The sequence below is a fragment of the Sulfurimonas sp. genome, assembly GCF_028714975.1.
Classification (GTDB): Bacteria; Campylobacterota; Campylobacteria; order Campylobacterales; family Sulfurimonadaceae; genus Sulfurimonas.
Genome location: NZ_JAQTLH010000011.1, coordinates 1 through 22,039, shown reverse-complemented (window position 1 = coordinate 22,039; position 22,039 = coordinate 1). Strand labels below are relative to the sequence as shown.

At 35.0% G+C, this 22,039-nt stretch carries 29 protein-coding genes; 5 read left to right on the top strand and 24 right to left on the bottom strand.

Annotated features, from left to right (window positions below; translation table 11 throughout):
- The first annotated feature begins 7 nt into the window (after positions 1-7).
- From PHQ93_RS09445 to PHQ93_RS09425, 5 genes are read left to right on the top strand one after another with little or no spacing between them, the layout of a single operon-like run.
- Positions 8-913: a NapH/MauN family ferredoxin-type protein gene (locus PHQ93_RS09445; RefSeq protein WP_299943598.1), complete on the top strand. Its 906-nt coding sequence runs from the start codon at positions 8-10 to the stop codon at positions 911-913.
- A gap of 3 nt (positions 914-916) precedes the next feature.
- A complete protein-coding gene (locus PHQ93_RS09440) occupies positions 917-1,555 on the top strand; it encodes an ABC transporter ATP-binding protein (RefSeq protein WP_299943595.1) in 639 nt (212 codons plus the stop codon).
- Positions 1,542-2,012 (top strand): hypothetical protein, encoded by a 471-nt coding sequence (locus tag PHQ93_RS09435; protein ID WP_299943593.1) that lies wholly within the window; start codon positions 1,542-1,544, stop codon positions 2,010-2,012. The genes PHQ93_RS09440 and PHQ93_RS09435 overlap by 14 nt, the downstream gene beginning before the upstream one ends.
- Before the next feature lie 9 nt (positions 2,013-2,021).
- Positions 2,022-2,849: an ABC transporter permease subunit gene (locus PHQ93_RS09430; RefSeq protein ID WP_299943591.1), complete on the top strand. Its 828-nt coding sequence runs from the start codon at positions 2,022-2,024 to the stop codon at positions 2,847-2,849.
- Between the two features lie 11 nt (positions 2,850-2,860).
- Positions 2,861-3,358, top strand: a complete 498-nt coding sequence (locus tag PHQ93_RS09425; protein ID WP_299943589.1) for a nitrous oxide reductase accessory protein NosL — start codon at positions 2,861-2,863, stop codon at positions 3,356-3,358.
- Positions 3,359-3,395: 37 nt separating this feature from the next.
- Here PHQ93_RS09425 and PHQ93_RS09420 read toward each other — a convergent pair whose 3' ends face one another.
- The 24 genes from PHQ93_RS09420 to atpD all read right to left on the bottom strand — a co-directional run.
- Complete coding sequence (locus PHQ93_RS09420) at positions 3,396-4,025, bottom strand: Crp/Fnr family transcriptional regulator (RefSeq protein WP_299943586.1); 630 nt, start codon at positions 4,023-4,025, stop codon at positions 3,396-3,398.
- Positions 4,022-4,453: a hypothetical protein gene (locus PHQ93_RS09415; RefSeq protein ID WP_299943583.1), complete on the bottom strand. Its 432-nt coding sequence runs from the start codon at positions 4,451-4,453 to the stop codon at positions 4,022-4,024. Before PHQ93_RS09415 ends, PHQ93_RS09420 begins: the two co-directional genes overlap by 4 nt.
- Positions 4,454-4,461: 8 nt before the next feature.
- Positions 4,462-5,409 (bottom strand): hypothetical protein, encoded by a 948-nt coding sequence (locus PHQ93_RS09410; RefSeq protein ID WP_299943580.1) that lies wholly within the window; start codon positions 5,407-5,409, stop codon positions 4,462-4,464.
- A complete protein-coding gene (locus tag PHQ93_RS09405) occupies positions 5,409-6,077 on the bottom strand; it encodes an ABC transporter ATP-binding protein (RefSeq protein ID WP_299943577.1) in 669 nt (222 codons plus the stop codon). The genes PHQ93_RS09410 and PHQ93_RS09405 overlap by 1 nt, the downstream gene beginning before the upstream one ends.
- Complete coding sequence (locus PHQ93_RS09400; protein WP_299943574.1) at positions 6,077-7,252, bottom strand: FtsX-like permease family protein; 1,176 nt, start codon at positions 7,250-7,252, stop codon at positions 6,077-6,079. Before PHQ93_RS09400 ends, PHQ93_RS09405 begins: the two co-directional genes overlap by 1 nt.
- A complete protein-coding gene (locus PHQ93_RS09395; protein WP_299943571.1) occupies positions 7,242-7,553 on the bottom strand; it encodes a hypothetical protein in 312 nt (103 codons plus the stop codon). The genes PHQ93_RS09400 and PHQ93_RS09395 overlap by 11 nt, the downstream gene beginning before the upstream one ends.
- Complete coding sequence (locus PHQ93_RS09390; RefSeq protein ID WP_299943568.1) at positions 7,546-8,637, bottom strand: nitrous oxide reductase accessory protein NosL; 1,092 nt, start codon at positions 8,635-8,637, stop codon at positions 7,546-7,548. The genes PHQ93_RS09395 and PHQ93_RS09390 overlap by 8 nt, the downstream gene beginning before the upstream one ends.
- Before the next feature lie 54 nt (positions 8,638-8,691).
- Positions 8,692-9,171 carry a DUF4149 domain-containing protein gene (locus PHQ93_RS09385; protein ID WP_299943564.1) on the bottom strand — a complete coding sequence of 160 codons (480 nt, stop codon included), beginning with the start codon at positions 9,169-9,171 and terminating at the stop codon, positions 8,692-8,694.
- Positions 9,172-9,174: 3 nt separating this feature from the next.
- Positions 9,175-10,005 carry a peptide chain release factor N(5)-glutamine methyltransferase gene (gene prmC / locus PHQ93_RS09380; protein WP_299943561.1) on the bottom strand — a complete coding sequence of 277 codons (831 nt, stop codon included), beginning with the start codon at positions 10,003-10,005 and terminating at the stop codon, positions 9,175-9,177.
- Positions 9,987-11,243, bottom strand: coding sequence for a M48 family metallopeptidase (locus PHQ93_RS09375; protein WP_299943558.1), 1,257 nt, complete (start codon positions 11,241-11,243; stop codon positions 9,987-9,989). Before PHQ93_RS09375 ends, prmC begins: the two co-directional genes overlap by 19 nt.
- 18 nt (positions 11,244-11,261) lie before the next feature.
- A complete protein-coding gene (gene tilS / locus PHQ93_RS09370; protein WP_299943555.1) occupies positions 11,262-12,020 on the bottom strand; it encodes a tRNA lysidine(34) synthetase TilS in 759 nt (252 codons plus the stop codon).
- A 102-nt stretch (positions 12,021-12,122) separates the two neighbouring features.
- Positions 12,123-12,824, bottom strand: a complete 702-nt coding sequence (locus PHQ93_RS09365; RefSeq protein ID WP_299943552.1) for a 5'-methylthioadenosine/adenosylhomocysteine nucleosidase — start codon at positions 12,822-12,824, stop codon at positions 12,123-12,125.
- A 9-nt stretch (positions 12,825-12,833) separates the two neighbouring features.
- Positions 12,834-13,550, bottom strand: coding sequence for a nitrilase-related carbon-nitrogen hydrolase (locus PHQ93_RS09360; RefSeq protein WP_299943549.1), 717 nt, complete (start codon positions 13,548-13,550; stop codon positions 12,834-12,836).
- A 1-nt stretch (position 13,551) separates the two neighbouring features.
- Positions 13,552-14,490 carry an ACP S-malonyltransferase gene (fabD, locus tag PHQ93_RS09355; RefSeq protein WP_299943546.1) on the bottom strand — a complete coding sequence of 313 codons (939 nt, stop codon included), beginning with the start codon at positions 14,488-14,490 and terminating at the stop codon, positions 13,552-13,554.
- A 9-nt stretch (positions 14,491-14,499) separates the two neighbouring features.
- Entirely contained in the window at positions 14,500-15,282 is a 783-nt protein-coding gene (locus tag PHQ93_RS09350) for a Fis family transcriptional regulator (RefSeq protein WP_299943543.1), read from the bottom strand.
- The gene (locus PHQ93_RS09345) at positions 15,239-15,751 is read right to left on the bottom strand and encodes a peptidylprolyl isomerase (RefSeq protein WP_299943540.1); all 513 of its coding nucleotides are present in this window, start codon (positions 15,749-15,751) and stop codon (positions 15,239-15,241) included. Before PHQ93_RS09345 ends, PHQ93_RS09350 begins: the two co-directional genes overlap by 44 nt.
- 69 nt (positions 15,752-15,820) lie before the next feature.
- Positions 15,821-16,705: a hypothetical protein gene (locus tag PHQ93_RS09340; RefSeq protein WP_299943537.1), complete on the bottom strand. Its 885-nt coding sequence runs from the start codon at positions 16,703-16,705 to the stop codon at positions 15,821-15,823.
- A 30-nt stretch (positions 16,706-16,735) separates the two neighbouring features.
- The gene (locus tag PHQ93_RS09335; RefSeq protein WP_299943534.1) at positions 16,736-17,263 is read right to left on the bottom strand and encodes an OmpA family protein; all 528 of its coding nucleotides are present in this window, start codon (positions 17,261-17,263) and stop codon (positions 16,736-16,738) included.
- Positions 17,264-17,334: 71 nt separating this feature from the next.
- Positions 17,335-18,585, bottom strand: a complete 1,251-nt coding sequence (gene tolB, locus PHQ93_RS09330; RefSeq protein WP_299943531.1) for a Tol-Pal system protein TolB — start codon at positions 18,583-18,585, stop codon at positions 17,335-17,337.
- Positions 18,586-18,594: 9 nt separating this feature from the next.
- A complete protein-coding gene (locus tag PHQ93_RS09325) occupies positions 18,595-19,362 on the bottom strand; it encodes a TonB C-terminal domain-containing protein (RefSeq protein ID WP_299943528.1) in 768 nt (255 codons plus the stop codon).
- Complete coding sequence (locus PHQ93_RS09320) at positions 19,355-19,747, bottom strand: biopolymer transporter ExbD (protein WP_299943525.1); 393 nt, start codon at positions 19,745-19,747, stop codon at positions 19,355-19,357. Before PHQ93_RS09320 ends, PHQ93_RS09325 begins: the two co-directional genes overlap by 8 nt.
- A 2-nt stretch (positions 19,748-19,749) precedes the next feature.
- Positions 19,750-20,316 (bottom strand): MotA/TolQ/ExbB proton channel family protein, encoded by a 567-nt coding sequence (locus tag PHQ93_RS09315; RefSeq protein ID WP_299915322.1) that lies wholly within the window; start codon positions 20,314-20,316, stop codon positions 19,750-19,752.
- A 4-nt stretch (positions 20,317-20,320) separates the two neighbouring features.
- A complete protein-coding gene (gene atpC / locus PHQ93_RS09310; RefSeq protein ID WP_299943521.1) occupies positions 20,321-20,713 on the bottom strand; it encodes an ATP synthase F1 subunit epsilon in 393 nt (130 codons plus the stop codon).
- 16 nt (positions 20,714-20,729) lie between these two features.
- On the bottom strand, positions 20,730-22,039 hold a 1,310-nt coding region (atpD, locus tag PHQ93_RS09305; RefSeq protein WP_299943518.1), incomplete at its 5' end, for a F0F1 ATP synthase subunit beta.

The window sequence follows — 22,039 nt, the reverse complement described above, 5'->3', positions numbered from 1 at the left end:
GCTTTAAATGGATAAGTATAACAATAGAGAAACGATAAAACACTCTTCGTTTTGGTCAACATTTTTTGACACCTCAAGAGATGGAAAAAAATTTTTTAGCTATAGAATGAAGAGATGGATATTGGTAGTATCTATACATCTACTATTTTTTCTATCTTTTTCGATTGATATTCAAACGCTAGAGGGAACACTAAACGGTTCAAGATTTTTAGGTTTTCACCTCATAGATATATTTACGACTATGGAGCTTTTTTTAGCAACTCACGAGCTACCTGTAAATATGGTAATCGGAACCGTAACTATACTGATTTTTTATCTTTTAATCGGCGGAAGAAGCTACTGCGCTTGGGTTTGCCCTTACGGTATACTTAGCGAAATCGGTGAAAAATGGCACAATACTCTAGTAGATAAAAAAATTATTAAAGAGAGAAAGTTTGATCATAGAGTCAGACATATCTTTTGGGCTATCTTTTTAATTCTATCTTTTTTTACAGGTTTTTTAGTTTTTGAAACTTTTAACGTTGTCGGAATTCTTAGCAGAATGATTGCATATGGTTGGAGTTTGGCTTTAGTATGGGTTGTAGTCGTTTTTGCTATTGAAGTTTTTTACTCTCGCAGAGCTTGGTGTACATACATCTGTCCGATTGGAACTACATACGGCTATATCGGAAAAATTTCAGCTCTAAGAGTTGAGTGGAATGACAATTGCGACCACTGTATGGTTTGCCATGATGTCTGTTTTGAAAATCAAGTTTTAGAGATTACAAAAGCAAAATATGACAAACAAAGAGAAGAAAAAGGTATAACCAGAGAGTATATAACCGGTGCCGACTGTACGCTTTGCGGAAGATGTATAGATGTTTGTCATGCAGATGCGCTAAAATTTGATTTTAGACTGAAAAGTTTGGTGTAAAAAATGATAACTATTTCAAATCTTACAAAAAAATTTGGTTCGCATATATCTCTTGATGATGTCAGCTGCGAATTTAACAAAAATGACTCCATCGCATTAATGGGAGCAAACGGCGCGGGAAAAACAACTCTCATCCGTTCAATCCTCGGATACTACCATCCTGATTTAGGAAAAATTTTGATAGACGGTTCTTGTCCTATCAAAGATAGAGTTAAAGTGCTGCAAAACATCAGTTTCGTACCGCAACTCCCTCCTCCGATTAAATTGAACATTCAAGAGCTTATGCAGTATATTTGCATGAGTACGGACATAGACAAAGAACTCATTGAACACTACTCAAACGAAATGAAGCTTGACATAAAATCCAATCTCTATAAATCTTTTTTCAAACTAAGCGGCGGGATGAAACAAAAACTGCTTATCGCAATAAGTTTGGCTAAAAAAAGCAGTATCATCATATACGACGAACCGACTGCAAATCTTGACCCAAAAGCAAGAGATGATTTTTATAGACTCTTAAAACAAAATGAGGATGAAAAAGTTCTTCTCTTTGTTACGCACAGACTCGAAGAGGTTCAAGAACTTGTAAACAGACAAATATATATGGACTTGGGAAAAATAGTTTCAGATGAGAGATTTTAGATTTTTATTTTTTATCTTAAATTTTTTACTCCTGTTTTTTATAACGGGTTGCAACACATCGGAAGCCTCATCTTCCAAAGAGAGAGATAGCAGCCATAAAATTTGCTCAAAATGCAATATGGAACTGCCCTCATCAAATATCCATACGGCAAAGATATTAAAAGATACGAGTAATTACTATTTTGACGATATAGGATGTTTAGTTCTATGGGCTAAAGATAAAAATATAGATATAGCTGCGGCAAAAACAGAAGTTTTTACAAACGACACGCACAGATATATAGAAGCTTCTTCGGCATATTTTACGATTAGCGAAAAAACACCAATGAATTATGGATTTAGCGCTTATGAACATAAAAAAGAGAACTTCATAAAGATAGATGAAGTGAAGCTTAAGATGCTCAGAGGCGAACATATGGCAAATCCAAAAATCAGAAAACAGATACTTGGACAGTAAAGGATTAGTTTGAAAAATTTATATTTAATTGCATACCTAGATTTAAAAGAGTCCATAAGAGCCAAATGGTTTTTAGTTTATTCTCTTGTATTTGGAGGGTTGATTGCCCTCTTTTTTATAGCGGGAGTGACGGAATCACAAGTTATGGGATTTAGCGGACTTAGCAGGCTTCTGCTTATGTACATTCAAATAACCATAGTTATTCTTCCTATATTTATACTTATAACCACGGTTCGCTCAATATCGGGCGACAGAGACAATCATATACTTGAGTATATGCTATCCTTTCCGATTTCGCTTAGACAATATTACTGGGGTAAAATTATAGGCAGATTTATCACGGTATATCTACCGGTTCTTTTTGCTATGATTATCGCTATAATCTTCGGTTTCATAAAAGGTGCGGCAATTCCGTGGAGTATCTTCTTTTTATATACGGGACTGCTCTTTTCACTCTCGAGCGCTTTTTTAGGAATTGCATTTTTTATATCTTCATTTGTAAAATCATCAGAAGTCGCACTCGGAATCTCATTTTTCGTATGGATATTTTTGCTTGCTTTTATTGATATAGCTCTTATATCGTTAATGATGCAGCAAAGATTAAATGAGGAGCTAATTATATTTATATCTATGATTAACCCTATGGAACTCTTTAGAGTGGCTGCTATCTCTCTTTTTGATCCCGAACTTACAGTTATGGGTCCGGTTGCATTTTATATACTTGATCGAATGAGTCAAAGTATGTTTGTTCTTTTATCGATAGGTTATCCGCTTTTAATCGGATTGGCTTTTGCTTATGCAGGTTTTAAAATATTTGAAAAAAAAGATTTAGTTTAAAAGGAGTTTTTATGTACAAAAAATTATTTACATCGCTGGTGATTGCTTCATCTCTCTCGCTAATTTCAACTTTAGCCGCAAATGAATCATACAAAATGGATTATGACAAAGAGTCAACTTGTATAGTAAGAAAAATAAAAGTTTATCAAGAACCTAAATGGGTTGCTAAAGTAGCGCTTACAAACGGCAAAAAACTTTTCTTTTCATCTCCTAAATCAATGATAGAGTTCTATCAAACTCCGGGAAAATGGTTTGATATCGGAGTAAAAAGCGAGGATGATTTTAAAGAGATATTGGTTACCGATTTTGACACGCTAAAACCGATAAATGCAAGAGGTGCTTTTTTTGTTTACGGAAGCAATGTAACTTCACCTGCGGGTGATGATTTGGTAGCGTTTGCAACATACGAAGCGGCAAAAAACTTTGCTTCTAACCATAACGGAAAAAGGGTAATGGCTTTCAATCAAATATCAGATGCTCTTATCAGACTGCTTAACGGAAAAATTTAACACACCTTAGCAAAACCAGATAATTATTCTGTTTTTGCTAAAAATACTCAATTAGCGCCTCTTTGTTTATATATCTGGTTTTAACATTTATAATGTTGTTATCTTTGAAAAATTTTAATATTCTTGAGAGCGTCTCGGGTGAGACTCCAAGCACTTCTGCTATCTCTATATTTTTTGTTTCAAAAAAATCATCGACATGGTTATAAATATATTTTGCAACTCTTTCTCTTGAATCCAGCACCAAGTTTGTTGATATTATATTTTCAAGGTTTTTAATCTTTTTTATCAAAGATGTTTGAATATTAAACGCCATGTTAGGATTTGAAAATATAATATCTTTTAGTTTATCAAAATCAATTTTTAAAATCTCAACATCGCTGTAAGCTTTTGCCGTTGCTGGATAAGGGATGCCTTCAAAGTTTGCAACTTCGCCGATTAACTCATTGTCATGAAAATATTTAAGCACTATCTCTTTATGGCTTGAGGATGTTTTATAGAGCTTAATGACACCCTTTACTAAAAGATACAAAAATTTCGGTTCATCGCCCTCATAAAAAACAATATTATCTTTAGGAATTTTGTACTCGGTCGTAAAAGTCTCTATTTTTTTTATCGTCTCTTCATCTATGTTTTTAAAAAGAACTATATTTTTTATGTGTGCTTTCATTTTACTCTTTTTAACACCTCATCGTAAGTTATAATCTCTTCGCCTATTTTTATAGACTCTTTGCTTTTATATGCGCTAAATCCATATGCCATAGGCGTAACATTCTGCGTTGTGTAAAATGCCTCTCTTGCACTTATCCACTCTCCGCTTATTGCATCGGTAATCCATATTTGAACACTATCTCTGTACGCTATCTTTTCCTCATTAAACCATAAAACCATACATCCGATATCATCGAATTTGTAAACCTTTTTACTGCTTGGATCTCTAAGTTGAATAGTATGCTTTCTATCACTCAAAACCATAACACATCTGTCGCACATGTCTCTATCCCAATTTATTTTTGCGACTCCGCTATCCACCTTCTGCTCACAACCCAAAAAAAGAAAAAATATAAATAAAAACGGTAATAACTTAAACTTCAACATACATATCCTTATAGCAAAACGCCGTTTTTTATATAGTAAATCACTACATACATTGTCAACAATATAACATAAAGAGAATTAAATAAAAGTGAGACTTTATAGCTTACTTTTGACTCTTTTACAAAACTCACGACCAAACCGTAGAATGTTCCGATAAATAGTAAAAAGTATATAAGATACCCTACATAATAGTAATCGCTCTGCAAGTAACAAAATGGGCAGTGGTGAGAAGGAAGTTCATATATATATGTTCCGAAAAAGAGTATAAGCGATATAAGCGAAACGGGTATAAAAATTATGTTTAAGAGAGTGAAAATATGTCTATTTTTTAAAAAATAAAAGAGTACTATCAAGAGGTAATTGCCGTAAAACAGCGCAAGTAAAAGAGATGTGTCCAGCGTAAAGAGCGTAGAGATGGCAGATGTTGAAGAACTTGAGTATATACTTCCGCAACAACTAACCATCTTGTTGATCTCAATGGAGCTAAACATAAAAGCCTCTAAAACAATCTCAACCATAAAAAGAAAAAATAGCCCTATAAAGAGTCCGAATTTTACTTTTGTATAAGGCTGATTTTTATCCGTCATATCCTGAGAGTGCAATCTTAACCAATAAGCGAACAGATATAAATTTATAATTTTTAAAACGATAAGACTCATCCCTATCTGCGTAGCATCTACAACACCTGCCGCGCACATGGCACCTGTTATAACATTTGATATCTTATCAAGCGCGAAAACAAAAAAGAGAAAAAGCGGTACTTTTATGCTAAATATATATTTTATAATCGTCGATGCTAAAAAGCTCTCTTTTTCAAGTTTATACTGCAGAGGCGAAGTCGAGTCTATATTCCATCCCAAATATATTCTTATGCTTAATACAAAAGCCACTACGCCTAAGAGCGCAAATATGCCGTTTAAGATAAGAATAGTCAGTACTTCAGGGGTTAAGAGCATTAAACGATACTTCCTTGATAAATCTCTATCTCTCTATCTACAATGTTAAGTCCAAAAAAGAGCGGGTCATGCGTAGCTACTACTATAGTTTTTCCCTCTGCTTTTAGCTCTTTAAGAATATCTATGAAGTGTAAGGATAGTTTCTCATCTAAATTTGCCGTAGGCTCGTCTGCTAAAATAATTTGTGGATTATTTATATTTGCTCTTGCTATTGCTACTCTTTGCTGCTCTCCGCCTGAGAGATTTTTAACAAGCTGATTCTCTTTATGCTCAATATGAAACATCTTTAAGACTCGAGAGAGCTTATCCTCAATATCTCTAGTTTCTAAGTTCATAGGAACAAGCGGTAAAATTATATTCTCTTTTACACTAAGGGTCGGTATGAGATTATATTTTTGAAAAACGAAACCTATGCTATGGCGTCTAAAATCGGATGCAAAGTTATCAGGAAGTTTAGATATCCTATCTCCATTAACTATAACTTCTCCGCTTGTCGGCTTGCTTAATGCTGCGATAAGCGAAAGAATAGTGCTTTTCCCGCTACCGCTTGCACCTTTTAAAACTACCAACTCACCACTTCTTACATACAAATTTATGCCCCTAAGCGCCATTACCGTATCTATACCGTTTACTTGATACTCTTTTATTATCTCTTTTAACTCTATCACTATCTTATAACCTCATCCGCTTCAAGCGTCGCACTTCTCCATGAAGGAATAATTGTCGCCGCTATATAAATCGGCACGCTTAAAAAAAATATCAAAGCCAAAGTTTGCACATCAAGCACAAAAGGGAGATTAAAAGATGTTTTTAGTTGAGAATAACCCGTGAAAATATTTTGCAAAAGCGGAGCTTTGAGTATATATACAAAAGCTAATGCCAAAATAATTCCCATCATATATGAGAAAAATGAGACTATAAAGCCCTCATAAAACTTCTCTCTAAGTACATCATTTACTCTCCAACCGATTGCCTTTAATATCCCTATCTCTCTTTTTTGCTCACTGCTAAGCCCGCTTGCTTTATCATAAACTATTATAAAAAATGTAAAAAGTGAAACAACAAAAAGCGCCAAAAAAAGTCCGCTTTTATAATCAAATATATTTTGATAACTTATCTTTAAATCATCTTTGGTTATAACTCTGCTATCAGGATAGAGAAGTTTTATCTTTGAAGCCACCTTCGCAACTTCATTAAAATTTGCAACTCTAACTACTATATCCGTAGCTTTTGACTCTTCCATATCAAAAATTTCTCTAACACTCTCTTTGCTCATAACGATAACATCGTTTGACTCCAACTCCGTCTCACCCTTAAACAGACCGCCGATATCAACTCTCTTTAGCGTTCCGTCAGGTTTGATAAAGTTAAAATACTCTCTGTAGTAGTTCTTATCCATAATTTTTTTAACACCCTCTCCCACTACCATGGAAGGTTTGCTAAAATCCAATCCTTTTACGGCTTCGACAAAAGAGTTTTTATACTGCTCTTCATACTCATCCAAACCGACAATGCTAAAATTTACTCCCGCATTTTCAAAATAGTAGTACCCCCAGACCCTTGCAACCGCACTCTCTACACCGGTAATTTGCAAAATTTCGTCTAGTACACTTATATCTATATCGTAATGTCGTCCCGCTTTAATCTTTTGAACGGTTATTTCAGGAAGAGAATCTACGGTAGATTTAAGTTCATATTTTATGGAGTTTGTTATAAAGAAGAGCGAACTTAGCAAAAAGACAAGAATACTCAAAATAAAAGTTACAAAAAAAGTTTTATACTTCTGGCGAAGCAGCGAATTTATGGCATATTCAATTACATAAAGATTGATTTTATTTCTCATTTTTGCTCTTGTTGTTTATAATATTTGAATGAGAAAATATATAAGTCGATGCAAAATACTCTCTTAATGTAGCGTCATCTTTATAGATTGAAAAAAGATCACTCAAACTTCTATGTCTGACATACGAAGCCTCCGTCGAAATCGCCAAATCCGGAATTCCTAGCGATTTTACAAACTCTTTTTTTTTATCAAGAGCATCTCTATCCATACTTTTTGCAGTGTAAAGATAACCGATTTCAATAAAAAAAAGAGTTGCCGATACAAAAAAAGAGTAAAACAAAAACTTACTTTTTTTATTCATCTAGTTTTTGAACTTCTTTTTGTTTAATCTCTTCAAACTTTAAAACCTTTACGCCTTTGTGATCCAAGCTAAAAGTTTTTGCTTCACTCTCGTTTTTAAAAGGTATAAGCTCATGCCCCATAGGTCCATAAATATCGCTGCCGATTACAAAGTAAGCTTTTGCAGCATCTATTGCTTTTTGAGAGTAGTAATCCGAAACCAATATCTTACTTATACCCTCTTTATGTTCAAAATAGTACTTTATCATATCTTTTGCGCCGTCAAAAGATAAGTGCTTATCTTTGTAAAATATTTGCGCTGCCCATTTTGGATATTTATAGACAAACATTCCACAAACCGGACACTTCTCATCTTTGCTTACTTTTATAAAATCAGTGCTGTTTTGTGCATCGCCGAATCTTTTTACTTCCCAAAGATATAACGATAGGGCTTGAAGTTCAGGCTCATTTAAATCACCGCAAAGCTGTTTTTCTCTTATACCTGCTTTTAGCTCATTAATCTCCAAATAAGCGTTAATATCTATGTTATTTTTACAATTTTTTTCAAACACTTTTTTACCCATCGGATAAACTTGTTTGTTCTTCTTATTTTGCACCATTTCAACATCTAAAGAGAGTGAATCTTGCGCCATTTTCAAGGCAGTTTTAAAATCAACGATTTTTCCGCCATGCTCCATATTGAAATCTTCTGCCGCCTCTTTATCTCCAAAAGCCAGCTTGCTGACCTTTGACATTGTGCCTTGTACATCAGAACCGACTATATAATATGCACTCTTGGCATAAATGAGTTTTTGAGTTGTAACATCAACGACTTTTATATCGTCAAGATTTATCTCATGCTCTTGCATATCAACGGCTAAACATCTCATCGAACAATATTGTCTATCTTTATGATTGTGAATTTTTGAAGTATGAGAAGTTTTATAAAATGCCTCTATATTCATACCGCATACGGGGCACCACTCTTTTTGCGACCCTGTTTGAACCAACTCCGGCTTAACGGTTGCAGATTTTGTAAAACTCTCTGCATATAAACTTAACACGGTCAAAAATAGAGCCACTACTAACATTAAAATAAATTTCATAGTATGAAACCTCTCTTCGCATATTAATCTCTACAATAAAAGTAGAAAAGTCCGTTATTGTATCTTAAGAAGCATTAATCTTCTTATAAATAATATAAGCAGAGCTATTGCTAAAATTTTAAAATCAAACTCGCTTGCCATATGAATATTTCTAAATGTATCACTTTGAGTAGCTTCAACACCCAACCTCTGCATAGCTAAAATCTTTGGCGAATATATAGCACTAAACATAAGAGCAGAAAAAACAACCGTAACAGAACTGCCAAAGATTATGGCATCTCTTTGCCCTTTTTTATACATTATAAATTCATACACAGCGACAAAAAGCACTACTAAATATACCCAATAACTAAAACGATGAAAAATTTCACCCATTATTATACCGGCATTAAAATTATCAATCAACACGGAATATAAAATTTCATTAGTATTAAAGATAGTAGGAGCAACAACTGCACCAAGCACTATAACCGCTCCAAAAGTTGAAGCTAATAGAGCAAGATAGCTAAAATCAATGTAAATATTTCTCTTCACGAACTACAACCTTAATGTAAAACCCCTGTCAAAATCACTGTAATCTTTATAAAATTCCAATTTTGACACAGACTTATTCTTTAAATAACTCTGTATTTTATCTTTTTGGTCATAACCTATCTCACATGTAAAGAAGTTAATCTCTTTGCTTAAGACTTCATCAAGAAGTTCTCTTATTATCTCATCTCCTGCTTCTCCGCCAAAAAGCGCATTTTGAGGCTCATATGAGAGATTTGATTCCAATTCTACATCATTTGCAATGTAAGGCGGATTTGAAACCAAATAATCTATATGCTCGTCTATCGGTTCTAAAAGCGAGCCGTGTCTTAATTCTATCCTACTTTCAAGTCCGAATTTTTCTATATTTTTCTTTGCTATCTCTATTGCAGCCTCCGAAATATCTACTGCGATAAACTTTGCATTTAAGAAATATTTTGCAAGCATAATAGAGATAATTCCGCTCCCTACTCCGACTTCTGCAAAAGTTATATCTGCATTTTTATCGGATACATTTTTTATAACTTCATCGATTAAAAGCTCAGTTTCGGGACGAGGAATAAGCGCACCCTTTGCGATGTAAAACTCCTCGCTATAAAAACTTACACGATTGGTTATATACTCTAAAGGTTCGTTTTTGGCTCTTTGCTCAACCCACTTAAAAAGTTTATCTGCGTCTGCTACATGTGAATTTTGATTCGTCAAAAGCCAGAGTTCATCTACACCTAAATGGTGCATCAAAAGAAGTTGCGCTTCTCTTGAAGCTCTCTCAATAAAAGGGTTTAATCTATCGGTAATATCTTTTAAAATATCTTTAACTAGATATCCGCTTGGCATGACGCTCCCAAAGCACTTTTATCGTCATCTCCAACATCAACGCCAAGCTCTTTTAGTCTCTCTAAAACAGGAGGATGCGTATAGTGAAAAAAGATATAAAGCGGATGTGATAGAGGAAAACTTTTATTTTCATTTACCAACTTTTTAAGTGCGTTTGCAAGCTCAATTGCTCCGCCGCTTCCGCCAAGCTCACTTCCCATTCTATCTGCCGCATACTCATTATGACGACTAACAATTCCCATAACAGGCATCATCAAAAACCCCAAAACAGGCATAAAAAGAAGCAGTAAAATCATTACAGAGTAAGGAGCTTGATTAAGTCCTAACTCCATATAAAGCGAATCAGGCAAATTTCCAAACACTCCAAACATTACAAAAAGCATCGCACCGATCATAGCAATATTTTTATAAATATCTCCATGCGAAAAGTGACCAAGCTCATGACCCAAAACAGCCAAAAGCTCTTTAGTGGTTAGCTTTTCTATCAATGTATCAAAAAGCACGACTCTCTTTGACTTGCCGATTCCGCCAAAATAAGCGTTTAATCTTGCATCTCTTTTACTTGCATCGCTTATGAAAACACCTGCACTTACAAAGCCCGTCTTATCCATTAAACTCTTTATTTGACTATCAAGCTCCTCATTTTGAAGCGGAGTTAGTTTGTCAAAAAACATAGCCCTAAAAGTCGGATATAGCATATTTATTAAAATAACCACCGCAAATATAAAGACAAAACTCCAAAGCCACCAAAGAGCAAAACCGGATATTATTGCATAAATACCCCATACGACAAGCGAACCGAATATTAGAGTAGTTACAAACGAAATAAGCGTATCTTTTAACCACTGCGCTTTGGTTGACTTGTTAAAACCGAACTTCTCATCAAGCACAAACTTCTCATAGTACCCAAACGGCATAGAGATAATAGAGTTTATAACCAAAAATCCCATAACAATAGCAATATTTAAAAAGGCTTCATTTTCAAAATATATACTATTTTGCAAAAATCCAATCCCAAAACCCATCCACATTATAAAAGCGATATAGTCGACAAACATAGTCGCTATGCTCATCTTTTCTTTTGCTACGCTATAGTTTCCCGCTTTTATAAAATCATTATCCAAAAGAAGAACCGCTTTGCCTCTTTTTGCTTGATTTACAAAACCTATCTGCATAACGCTTGTATATATTGAGACAAGAACAAAAAAAGTATAAATACCCATAACAGTCATTAACATGCAGATTCCTTAAAAAAATTAGAGCTGAAACAACTCTTTGTCAAAAAAACTCTCGGTAGATATATTTTTAAAAGCAGCATTTAAGCTGGTAAAAAGCGTCGGAAACTCTTTTTCCATCTTAGAGAGCATCTCTTTTGTATGCGCTCTTGCATGTGGCATTTTTATATCAAATCTCATTGACGGACATGCCTCATCACCGATAGTCTCTATAGCGTTTTCACGGGCAAATGCCTCTAACTGTCTCTCTCTCATCTGAATAAGGGGACGAATAACAGTAACGCCTCTATCTGCTTTATATTTTGGAGCAAGACTTCTTAGCTGTCCGTTGTAGATAAAGTTCATAAAAAAACTCTCTGCTGCATCATCCATGTGATGACCGAGTGCTACTTTATTGCACCCGTATTTCTCGGCGGCGCTATATAAAGACCCCCTTCTCATACGAGAGAAAAAACTGCAAAAAGATGAATTTTTTCTGATTTTATCTTCTGCGATATCATAAATATTGGTATCATATACCTCATACTCAATGGCGTGTTCTTGGCAGTGAGCTTTGAGTTTCTCATAGTTTTCACCCATACCGTACGAAACCGTTACGGCAATAAACTCAAATTTAAACGGAGCACGGCGTTGCTGCTCTTTTAGTGCATGAACTAAAGTAAGCGAATCTTTACCTCCGCTTAGTCCCACTAAGATTTTGTCGCCCTCTTCTATAAGGTTAAACTCGGCATTTGTTTTGCCGAGTTTACTCATTATTTTTTTAGATATTTTTATAGACATTTTAAGCTCGGCTTGTCTGAGCGCGCCCCACAGGAAGTACCCTTGTGGTATGAGCTTTACGCTGAGTAAAACATAGCGTTAGCGTAGCTAAATGGGCTTTGTTCATTTAGCGTTCTCAATAATGGACTGCACCATTTTCATTATAAACTCTGCACTCTCTTTTGCACTACTCTCTAAAAACTCATCAAAACTAAAACTTGCATCCATATCGGCTGCATCACTAATAGCGCGAAGGATAAAAAATGGAATGTTTAGGGCATTACAAACAACCGCAACACTTCCGCCTTCCATCTCAAGCGCATCTGCACCGAATGTTTTGCCTATCCAGTTTTTTCGCTCTTCATTTGCTACAAACTGATCCCCCGTAGCAATAATCCCCTCTTGCACATTTTTACCCATTTGAGATGCCACTTCTTTGCTCATCTCTATCATCTGCTTATCTGCTTCGACAAAAACCGCACCTTCAGGAACATAGCCGTACGGATGACCAAAAGCAGTAATATCCAAATCATGCTGAGATAGTTTTGTAGCTACTATCAAATCTCCCACTTTAAGAGTAGGCGATATCGCTCCCGCAACACCGGAGAAAAGCAATCTATCCGCCCCAAAATGTTCAATCATGGTCGTAGCGGTAAGAGTTGAAAATACTTTTCCTATCTTACTATACGCGATAACTAAATCAACACCTCTATATGTTGACTCATAATATTTATTGCCTGCATATTGGGTTGTCTTATATGAGCCCAGTTTTTCGAGTATCGGAAAGATCTCTTCGGGCATTGCACCCATTATTGCAATTTTCATAAAGTTTCCTTATATTTCAAATGTTTTAACTATTTTTTCATATCGAGGCAGTTTGTATAAAATCTCTGCACTCTCATCAACAATGCAGCTCCCGCCCCAAAAACCGAGACCGTCTTCAAAACCCACTCTATTTACAAATATTAATTTAGCTTTGCACTCTGACGCTACTGTTTTAATAATCTCATACCACTTATCTTCGATCTCAAGTCCGCTATCGCTAAAACCTCGTGCAGGAGAGGCAACAAGAGCAATTATATAGTCCAGATTTTCATCCATTAAATTTTTATGAACACTTTTATGCCATAAATCTTCACAAACTACCATAGATATTTTTCCGAATTCACTTGAAAAACTCTCAAAAATATCCCCTGATTTGAAGTATCTAGCCTCTTCAAACATTCCGTAATTTGGCAGATGAACTTTATCGTGTTTTGATAAAAGCTTACCTTTACAGAAGTAAAGTGCCGCATTTCTAAAATCATTTCCGTCTCTAATAGCGGCACCTACTGCTATATCTATATACAGACTTAAATCTCTTAAAGCATCAAGTTCATCAATACTCCAAGCATCCTCAGAGAGTTTATCTTGAAGCATATAACCATTTAGCGACAACTCCGAAAAAACTATTAAATCACTCTCATCTTTGCACGCAGTAACGATTGAAATAATCTCCGTTAAATTAGAGCGATTTAGTTTCGGTGCCGTTTGAGCCAGAGTAACTCTCATACTATTTACAAATCTGCTCGGCTACTTCAAGCAAGGATTTCATATCCGAGATAGTGTATGTCTCTAAATTCGGTGCTATTCTTTTGTTTAAACCTTTAAGAGTCGCTCCGTTTCCAAACTCAATCGCAATATCAACATCATCTGCAATTGCCAAAATAGACTGCTTGTACTTAACCGGCTTAACCAACTGCTCCGTTAAAAGTTCAACTGCCTCTTTTTTGGTTGAGTAGGGAGCAGTAGTTACATTTGAGATAACAGGAGCTTCAAAACTATCACTTATCATACTCTCCATTAAACTTCTAAGAGGAATTTGTGCAGGAGATAAAAGCTCACAATGGCTTGCAACAGACATATTAAGCAAAAGTGCGCGTTTTGCACCCGCATCTTTAAATGTCTGCTCCAATGATGCCAAATCAGATCTCATTCCAGCAACAACCAGCTGTCCGTCTTGATTATAGTTTGCCGGCCAAACTTTTTTTCCTTCTTTTTGTGCGTCTGTACAAATTTTCTCAACCGCTTCATCATCAAGCCCCATAACAACCATCATGCCTGCTTCAATATCAGTACATGCGTCTTGCATTAACTGACCGCGTCTATGAACAAGCTCAACGGCATCTACATAGTCAATCGCACCACTTGCGCAAAGAGCAGAAAACTCGCCTAAAGAGTGACCTAAAAAGAGCTCGGCTTTCACATTTGGGCACTTGTCTTTAAAAAGACGATACGCTATCATCTGAATCAAAAGTATCGAAGGTTGTGTATATGCAGTCTGACCCAATAACTCGTGTTCGCCGAAAATCAGCTCATCAAATTTTAGTCCGACTCTCTTTCCCGCTTCTTCAAACATCTCTTTGGCAATATCCGTATTGTCAAAAAAGTCTCTTCCCATACCGATTGCCTGTGAACCCTGCCCCGCAAAAATCATCGCTATCTTTTTCATTTTTATTCCTTATAAGTATTTACTATTATCCGCTATTTTTTTTCTTAAGGTATTTCTGTTTAGTCCAAGTCTGTCCGACAATTGAAGCTGCGATTTAAATTTGTTAAATCCGGCTTTAATTAACGGCACTTCATAGAGATAGAGAAAATTTTTATAATCACTATTTGAACCTAATTTATCCGCAAGATAATTTTGAAATATATCTATTAATTCATTCTCATTTATATCTTGCAACAAGTAATGAATCATAACTTGTCTTCTTAGAGAGTTTGAATTTTGACTCAAATCAGGTTTAAAATTTTTAATTTTAAACTCCTCTTTTGAACAAAACAGCAAAGAAGCTTCTTTAATAAATTTTTGAACTAACTCTTCAACATCTTCCGGTCTTTCTCTAAGAGACGGAATATCAAATTTAACACTAAAGAGCTTATCTGCAAATTCATTATAGTATGAACTTTTTGCAGTTGCAATAACTCTTATATTGTTATTATATATGATATCTAAAATTTTTTTTATATTCGGTGAATTTTCTAAATTTGTGATAATGACCTTATTAACACTGCTTAAGGTTGTTAATAATTCGTCATAATTGGATGCATCAAGCATAGGAGCATCCGGAAGAATATAACGAGCTAAACTCTTTTTTCCAACACCAACCTCTCCGGTTATAAGAGCGTTTACATTTAGTGTTTTTAAAAGAGTGGCTGTTTTAAATGCTTGTGCCGAAGAGGCAGAAGCAGTTACATAACTAGCATCCACAACCAGTGCCACCACCAGAACCACAACAATCATCTTGTAGATTTTCTATAGGAATCCCACTCATTGCTTCTTCGGCAGATGCTTCTCTAATATTATTTACTAAAACTACAAAAGCTAAGTCTTTACCTGATAAAGGATGATTAAAGTCAATAATAACACTATCGTTGCCTATCTCTTTTACGATAACCTGAACCGTTCCGCCATCTTCACCTTGACCGTAAAGACTCATTCCTTCTTCCAAATCAATTCCGGCAAATTGGTCTAAAGGAACCTCCTGCACAGCTTCTGCATTATATTCACCGTATGCATCTTCAGCTTTTACGAGGACTTCTGCTTTTTGACCGATTGTCATATCTGCTATTGCATTTTCCAATCCCGGAATTATCTGACCTCTTCCAAACATAAATACTAACGGCATACCGCCGATATTGCTATCTACAACTTTTTCTCCGTCGCTTACTTCATACTCTATTGATACAATTTGATTTGTTTCTATTGCCATAATTTTAATACCTTTTATTTTTTTTACGATTTTATCATAATTAAATCAGTTACGATTAATTGATACTAGCTATTTGATTGAATCTAGTTTGCTTTTTGCGGTTTTTGCATGTTCAGTCTTAGGATATTGCGCAATAACTGCATTATAAAAAACTTCTGCGTTTTTTTTGTCGCCTGTTTTTTCCATAGACATCGCTGTATGAAGCATTAAAACCGGCATATAATCCGCTTTTGCGTTAAGTGACGCACTTTTTTTATAATATGCTATCGCATCGGCGTAACTCTTTTTATAATACTCTATTTCACCAACCATATAGTGAGTAAGAGCAGGTTTGTAATTTTTTTCAGCAAGGCTCTTGTATAGCTCCATTGACTCTTCATAATGTTTTTTATCATAAAGATCTTTAGCTTTTTTTTCAACTTCTGCACTTGGCAAATTAGTGTCTTGAGCTTTAGCCGTTGTTTTTGATTTGCTTCCTGAATCTTTTACCAGTAAATCTTTAAGTTTATTTACGTCATTTACTAATGAATTGAACTCATCTTTTTTAACATAAGAGCGATTTATTACATCTATTAACTTAGATATCTCAATAATTTGAAGATTTATTTTTTCTATATCTTTACTATTTACTTGAACAGACTCTATAACACGCTTGTCATACTCATTTTTACGAGAATTTTCATCTGATAAAGATTTAATTTTAAGCTTATTATCGTGCGTTGAAGCATTCATACTTTCAATAATTGTTTGCAATCCGTCAACTCTCTCTCTTAGAGAATCAAATTCATTTGCTTGAGTATTACTTTTAACAACAACTTTTTGAAGATTTTTTTTAGTTTCTAGGAGGGTTGCTTCAGTTGAAGTTAAACCGTATGGATTGGGATTATTTAAATCACCGGCACCGAACGCAGAAGGTTCGGCTCCGATTAAATAATGAGGTAAGATTACTGCCAATAAGGCAATTATTTTACGACTATTCATAAATTATGGTAGAAGTTTAAATTCAACTCTACGATTTTTAGCCCAGCACTCTTTAGTTTTATCAGTACATGTAGGGTTACCTTCGCCTAAACTTACCATAGAAATACGGTTAGTATCAACACCTTCTGCAACTAAAGCATTTTTAACTGTGTTTGCTCTTTTTAATCCTAGTGCGAAGTTATATTCATCACTTCCCCACTCATCACAATTTCCTTCTAATTTAATAGCATATTTACTCGCTTGAGATTTTGCTACAGAAGCATCTTTAGATACACTACTTTGCATATCCGCTCTGATGTTGAATTTATCAAAATCAAAATATACAGAACTGAACTCTTTTTCTAAACGAGCCATGATATCGCTTTCAGACTCTGTGCTTGAAAGAGATTGACCTGATAGACCCTCACCTGCTGAACTTACTTTGCTGCCTGCTGCTGCATTATCTAGTCCCTCAACCTTTGGCTCTTTATCGCTACAACCTGTTAACACTAAAAGCGCTGCAAATACACTTGAAACTACTACTTTTCTCATTTTTTCTACCTTAGAGTTTATTTGTCGGAATTATACCTAAATAATATTAAAAAAAAATTATATTTTTAATTTTACCAATCAATTGACTGAACTTTGCCGTATTTGAGCGGGAAAAGAAAATTTTTATTATGATTTAGTCTAATAATACCGATTGAACTTTGAGATTCATAACTTTTAATAAAAATTATTGCATCACCATCTACCGAAAACCTTGGAAATTCATTTACACCAACCGCAGTAAGCCTTCTGATAAAATCAGTCTTTGTGGAGACGAGATGTAAATTAAATGTATTATTACCAAAAGATTCTGAACTTTCCCTTGCTTTATAAACTATATAGTCACCATGTACACTGCAAGCAGCATTGCTTTTTCCGTAGTGAACCATCTGTTCAACATTATTAGAATTTATATTTGTAGAAAATATATTCGGATAACCTAAACGATCTGATACAAACACTACTTTATCATTACCCATAAACTGTCCGCCTACATCTATACCGCCGTAATTTGTCAAAACTTTTAAGTTTTTTGTATTTACATCATAAAGATAAACATCAGGTTGACCTTTTGGAGCCATTGTAAGTAATAATTTATTTCCATCATCACTAACATCAGAACAAATCATCATTCCATCAGATGATTTTATAACTTGAACTTTTCCTGTTCTAATATCTAAATATTTTAAAGTCGGCTTTTTTTCATCCAATGCACTATAGTAAAAAGCAGTTTGCTCCTTATTTGCCCACTTTGGAAATATATTAAATCCGCCTTTTACTATCACATGTTGATAAGTAAGAGTATAGTCCGAAACGACTAATTCACTTTTTTGAGGAGAAGTCATTCTTGAAAAAATAACTTTTCTTTTCATCCATTCAACCGGAGATTCACCCATAAATTTGTTTATATCGTATGCTATTGAGTGGGAAACAAACATATAAATATTAGAATTATTTACATTATAACTTTTATTGAAAACTATATTGCCGTCACTTATTAGTTTAATATCCGTATTAAACGCACCGTTGTCGCCTTCACTCATTCTATATCGTAACACATACTTCATATCTTTATTTTCAACTACTACGCTGCCTGCATCGTAACTGACTTTTCGATAATTTCCGTCTACATTAAAAATAGCAAGAACATTCAAATCGGCGACGATGGATTTAAAAAATCTATCTTTAAATGTCTGATCATAACTAGCAGATGAATCTTCAACGGCAATTGACGGAAGATTACCTGCCTTTTTTATAACATCTATAGTAGCATCATTTGCAAACAGTGACGAAATGACCAATAAAATTGAAATAATTATTTTCAAGTTTACTCCTTATTCAGGTTTTAAATTTATTATATATACGCCTGATTTATTATCAGGATTTTTTGGAAAGAGAATATTAATAATTCTTCCTTTTATTTTATCGCATTCACTGTTAAGAGCGGCGTTGTCAGAATAAGTTAGAATTCTAAAATCAATAACTTTTCCAAACGCATTAAGCTCAATAACGGCTTTAACAACCTTATTTTGAGTATTTTCAGGCGGTGTAAAATGCTCATAAACTAAAGCTTGAATTTTAGCCAAATATTCATTAACTTCATTGCCTGTAGAACTTTTAGACTCTTTTTCCGATTTATTTTCTGAATTTATTTTTTGAATTTTACTAGTTATTGATTCAACTTTAGTTTCATCTGATTTGGTACTTTTTTTAGAAAGTTCTTGAGCAACTCTTTTATCTTCTTTCTCAATTACTTTTTCTTCTGTTTTTTTAATGCTCTTAGTTTTTACTTCGCTAAATAAATTGTCAATATTTATCTCTTTTTTTTCAGTTTTGGTAACTGTCTCTTTTTCGGGTTCCTTTTCAACAACAGGAACCTCTTTTTTCTCTTTTTCCACCGGTTTATCTACGGTTTTTTTTACTTCACTTGATTGCGCTGCTACCATATTAACCGATACGGATACAAAGTTGTCTTTTTGTAATGCATAGTTTTTTACTTTGTCAGAGAAAACAATAGCCATAAGAAAAATAGCCGAAAATAGCGTAAAAAGAGATAGTGATATAAAACCACTAATATAAAAATAGGAGTTATTCTTATCCATTAGTAGCTAGTGAAACATCGACGAAACCTGCTTGCTTAACGGCAGCAAGCACGGACATAACGACACCGTAATCCAAACTTTTATCCGCACTAATAAGTACGGTTGCTTTTAAATCAAGCTTTTTTGAGTAGAGGAAAAAATTATCTAAAAATGCATTAAGTTCATAATTGTCTTTATTGATTTTTAACTTTTTATCTTTATCAATTGTAATATGTACCGGAGGTATTTTAGATAATGTTTTAGTTTTTGAACTTTGAGGAAGATTTATCTTCTCTTCATATATCATATTCGGTGCAATAACCATCATTATTGCTAAAAGAACCAACATTACATCCACAAGCGGAGTAATGTTTAATTCAGGTTTTTCATCCCAGTTATAAGCCATATTTACACTCTTCGTGCCATTATAGCATCACTTTGCATCTCTATAAAGTTAAGTAGCTCATATGATTTTCTTTTTAATATTTGGTGATATGTATATGAAAAAATAGCAACAAAGATACCCGCGGCAGTTGCTACAAGAGCATCAGAAACACCACCCGCTATTACAGACATACCGCCGCTGCTTTGACCGATATGCGTAAATGTATCCAAAATTGAAACAACGGTTCCAAACAGACCGATAAATGGCGTAGTAGATGCAAAAATTGAGAGAATAGAGAGTCCTTTTGTAGCATCTTTTGTTGCAGCCAATTGAGCTAATGCCAAAATATCTTTCGAAACATTTGAACTGCTTTTTAAAAAATTGCTTAAATAAGATTGCGGACTCACAGTCGTAGATCCCATTAAAACACTCTCAAGAGATCTATTTTCAATTTCAAGCCAACTAGCAAGAGAGAGATATCGGTAGTAAAAAACCCAATTTAGCACTATAAAGTAGAGTGCTAAAAGAGCCAAGACACCCAAAGTAACAGGGTGACTTTTGAGGTAAAAATCAATTAATTGGTTAATCATATATTTATATTAAATTCTGAGCTGCCGACTCAAGTCTAGCAGTAACAGACGCAATCGCAGGATTGTTATCTTTAATAGATTCAATAAGCTCTTTAGCGTCACTAAGAGCTTTTGCAACAGCACTTTCACTATCTCCGCGAATCGCTACGGCACCTTCAACCAATACAATAACTTTTTTCTCATCAACTTGGACTACGCCCCAGTTGATAAGAACTGATTCGACTGATTTATCCTCTTTCTCTATATCAATTACACCTGCTTCAAGCAGTGTAGTTAAAGAAGAGTGTTCTGCTAGAACACCAAACTCGCCCTCTTCGCCCGGAAGAGTTACGCTAAGAGCCTCACCGTTATAGATGATGCCGTTAGGAGTCAGGATTTCAAGTTTTAACTTATCCATGTCAGTCCTTTATGAATTACTTCATTTTTTGAGCTTTTTCAATCGCCTCATCTATACCACCAACCATGTAGAAAGAACCTTCTGGCATATGGTCACATTCACCGCTAAGAATCATTTTAAAGCCCTTAATGGTATCCGCTAAAGATACATATTTACCCGGTGAACCTGTGAATACTTCAGCAACGAAAAATGGTTGTGATAAGAATTTCTCGATTTTACGAGCTCTCTCAACAGTATTTTTGTCATCTTCAGAAAGTTCATCCATACCGAGAATTGCAATAATATCTTGTAAATCTTTGTACTTTTGAAGTGTTTGTTGAACACCGCGAGCAACATTGTAATGCTCTTGACCCAAAATTTGCGGATCAAGTAATCTTGAAGATGAATCCAGTGGATCCACCGCAGGATAGATACCTTTTTCAGCAATTTTACGGTTAAGAACCGTCGTTGCATCTAAGTGAGCAAAAACTGAAGCAGGAGCCGGGTCAGTTAAGTCGTCCGCAGGTACATAAACAGCTTGAACAGATGTAATTGAACCGTTTTTAGTTGATGTAATACGATCTTGTAATGCACCCATCTCACGAGCTAATGTCGGTTGATAACCAACAGCTGAGGGGATACGACCAAGAAGCGCAGACATTTCAGAACCTGATTGAGCAAAACGGAAAATATTATCAACGAACATTAATACATCAAGACCTTTTTCATCTCTAAAATATTCAGCCATTGTAAGACCCGTTAAAGCAATACGGTTACGTGCACCCGGCGGCTCACTCATTTGTCCGTAGCACAGTGCAACTTTATCCAAAACGTTAGACTCTTTCATCTCGTGGTAAAGGTCATTACCTTCACGAGTTCTCTCACCGACACCTGCGAATACAGATAGACCGTCATGACCCATTGCAACATTATGGATTAATTCCATAATAATAACCGTTTTACCTACGCCGGCACCGCCGAATAGTCCAACTTTACCACCCTTAGAGTACGGTGCTAACAAGTCAACGACTTTAATACCCGTCTCAAACATCTCTGTTGCAGTAGATTGCTCAACCAACTTCGGAGGCTCACGGTGAATTGACCACATAGGAGCATCTGATATTTGATCTCCGTTGTCGATTGTTTCACCGATTACATTGAAAATACGACCTAGTACTTTCTCTCCAACCGGAACTTTAATAGGTGCACCTGTTGCAACAGCATCCATACCGCGTACAAGACCCTCACTCATATCCATTGCAATCGTTCTAACACGACCGTCACCTAAGTGAGCTGCAACTTCAAGTACTAAACGAGACTGAGTACCTTCTAAATTTACTTTAACTT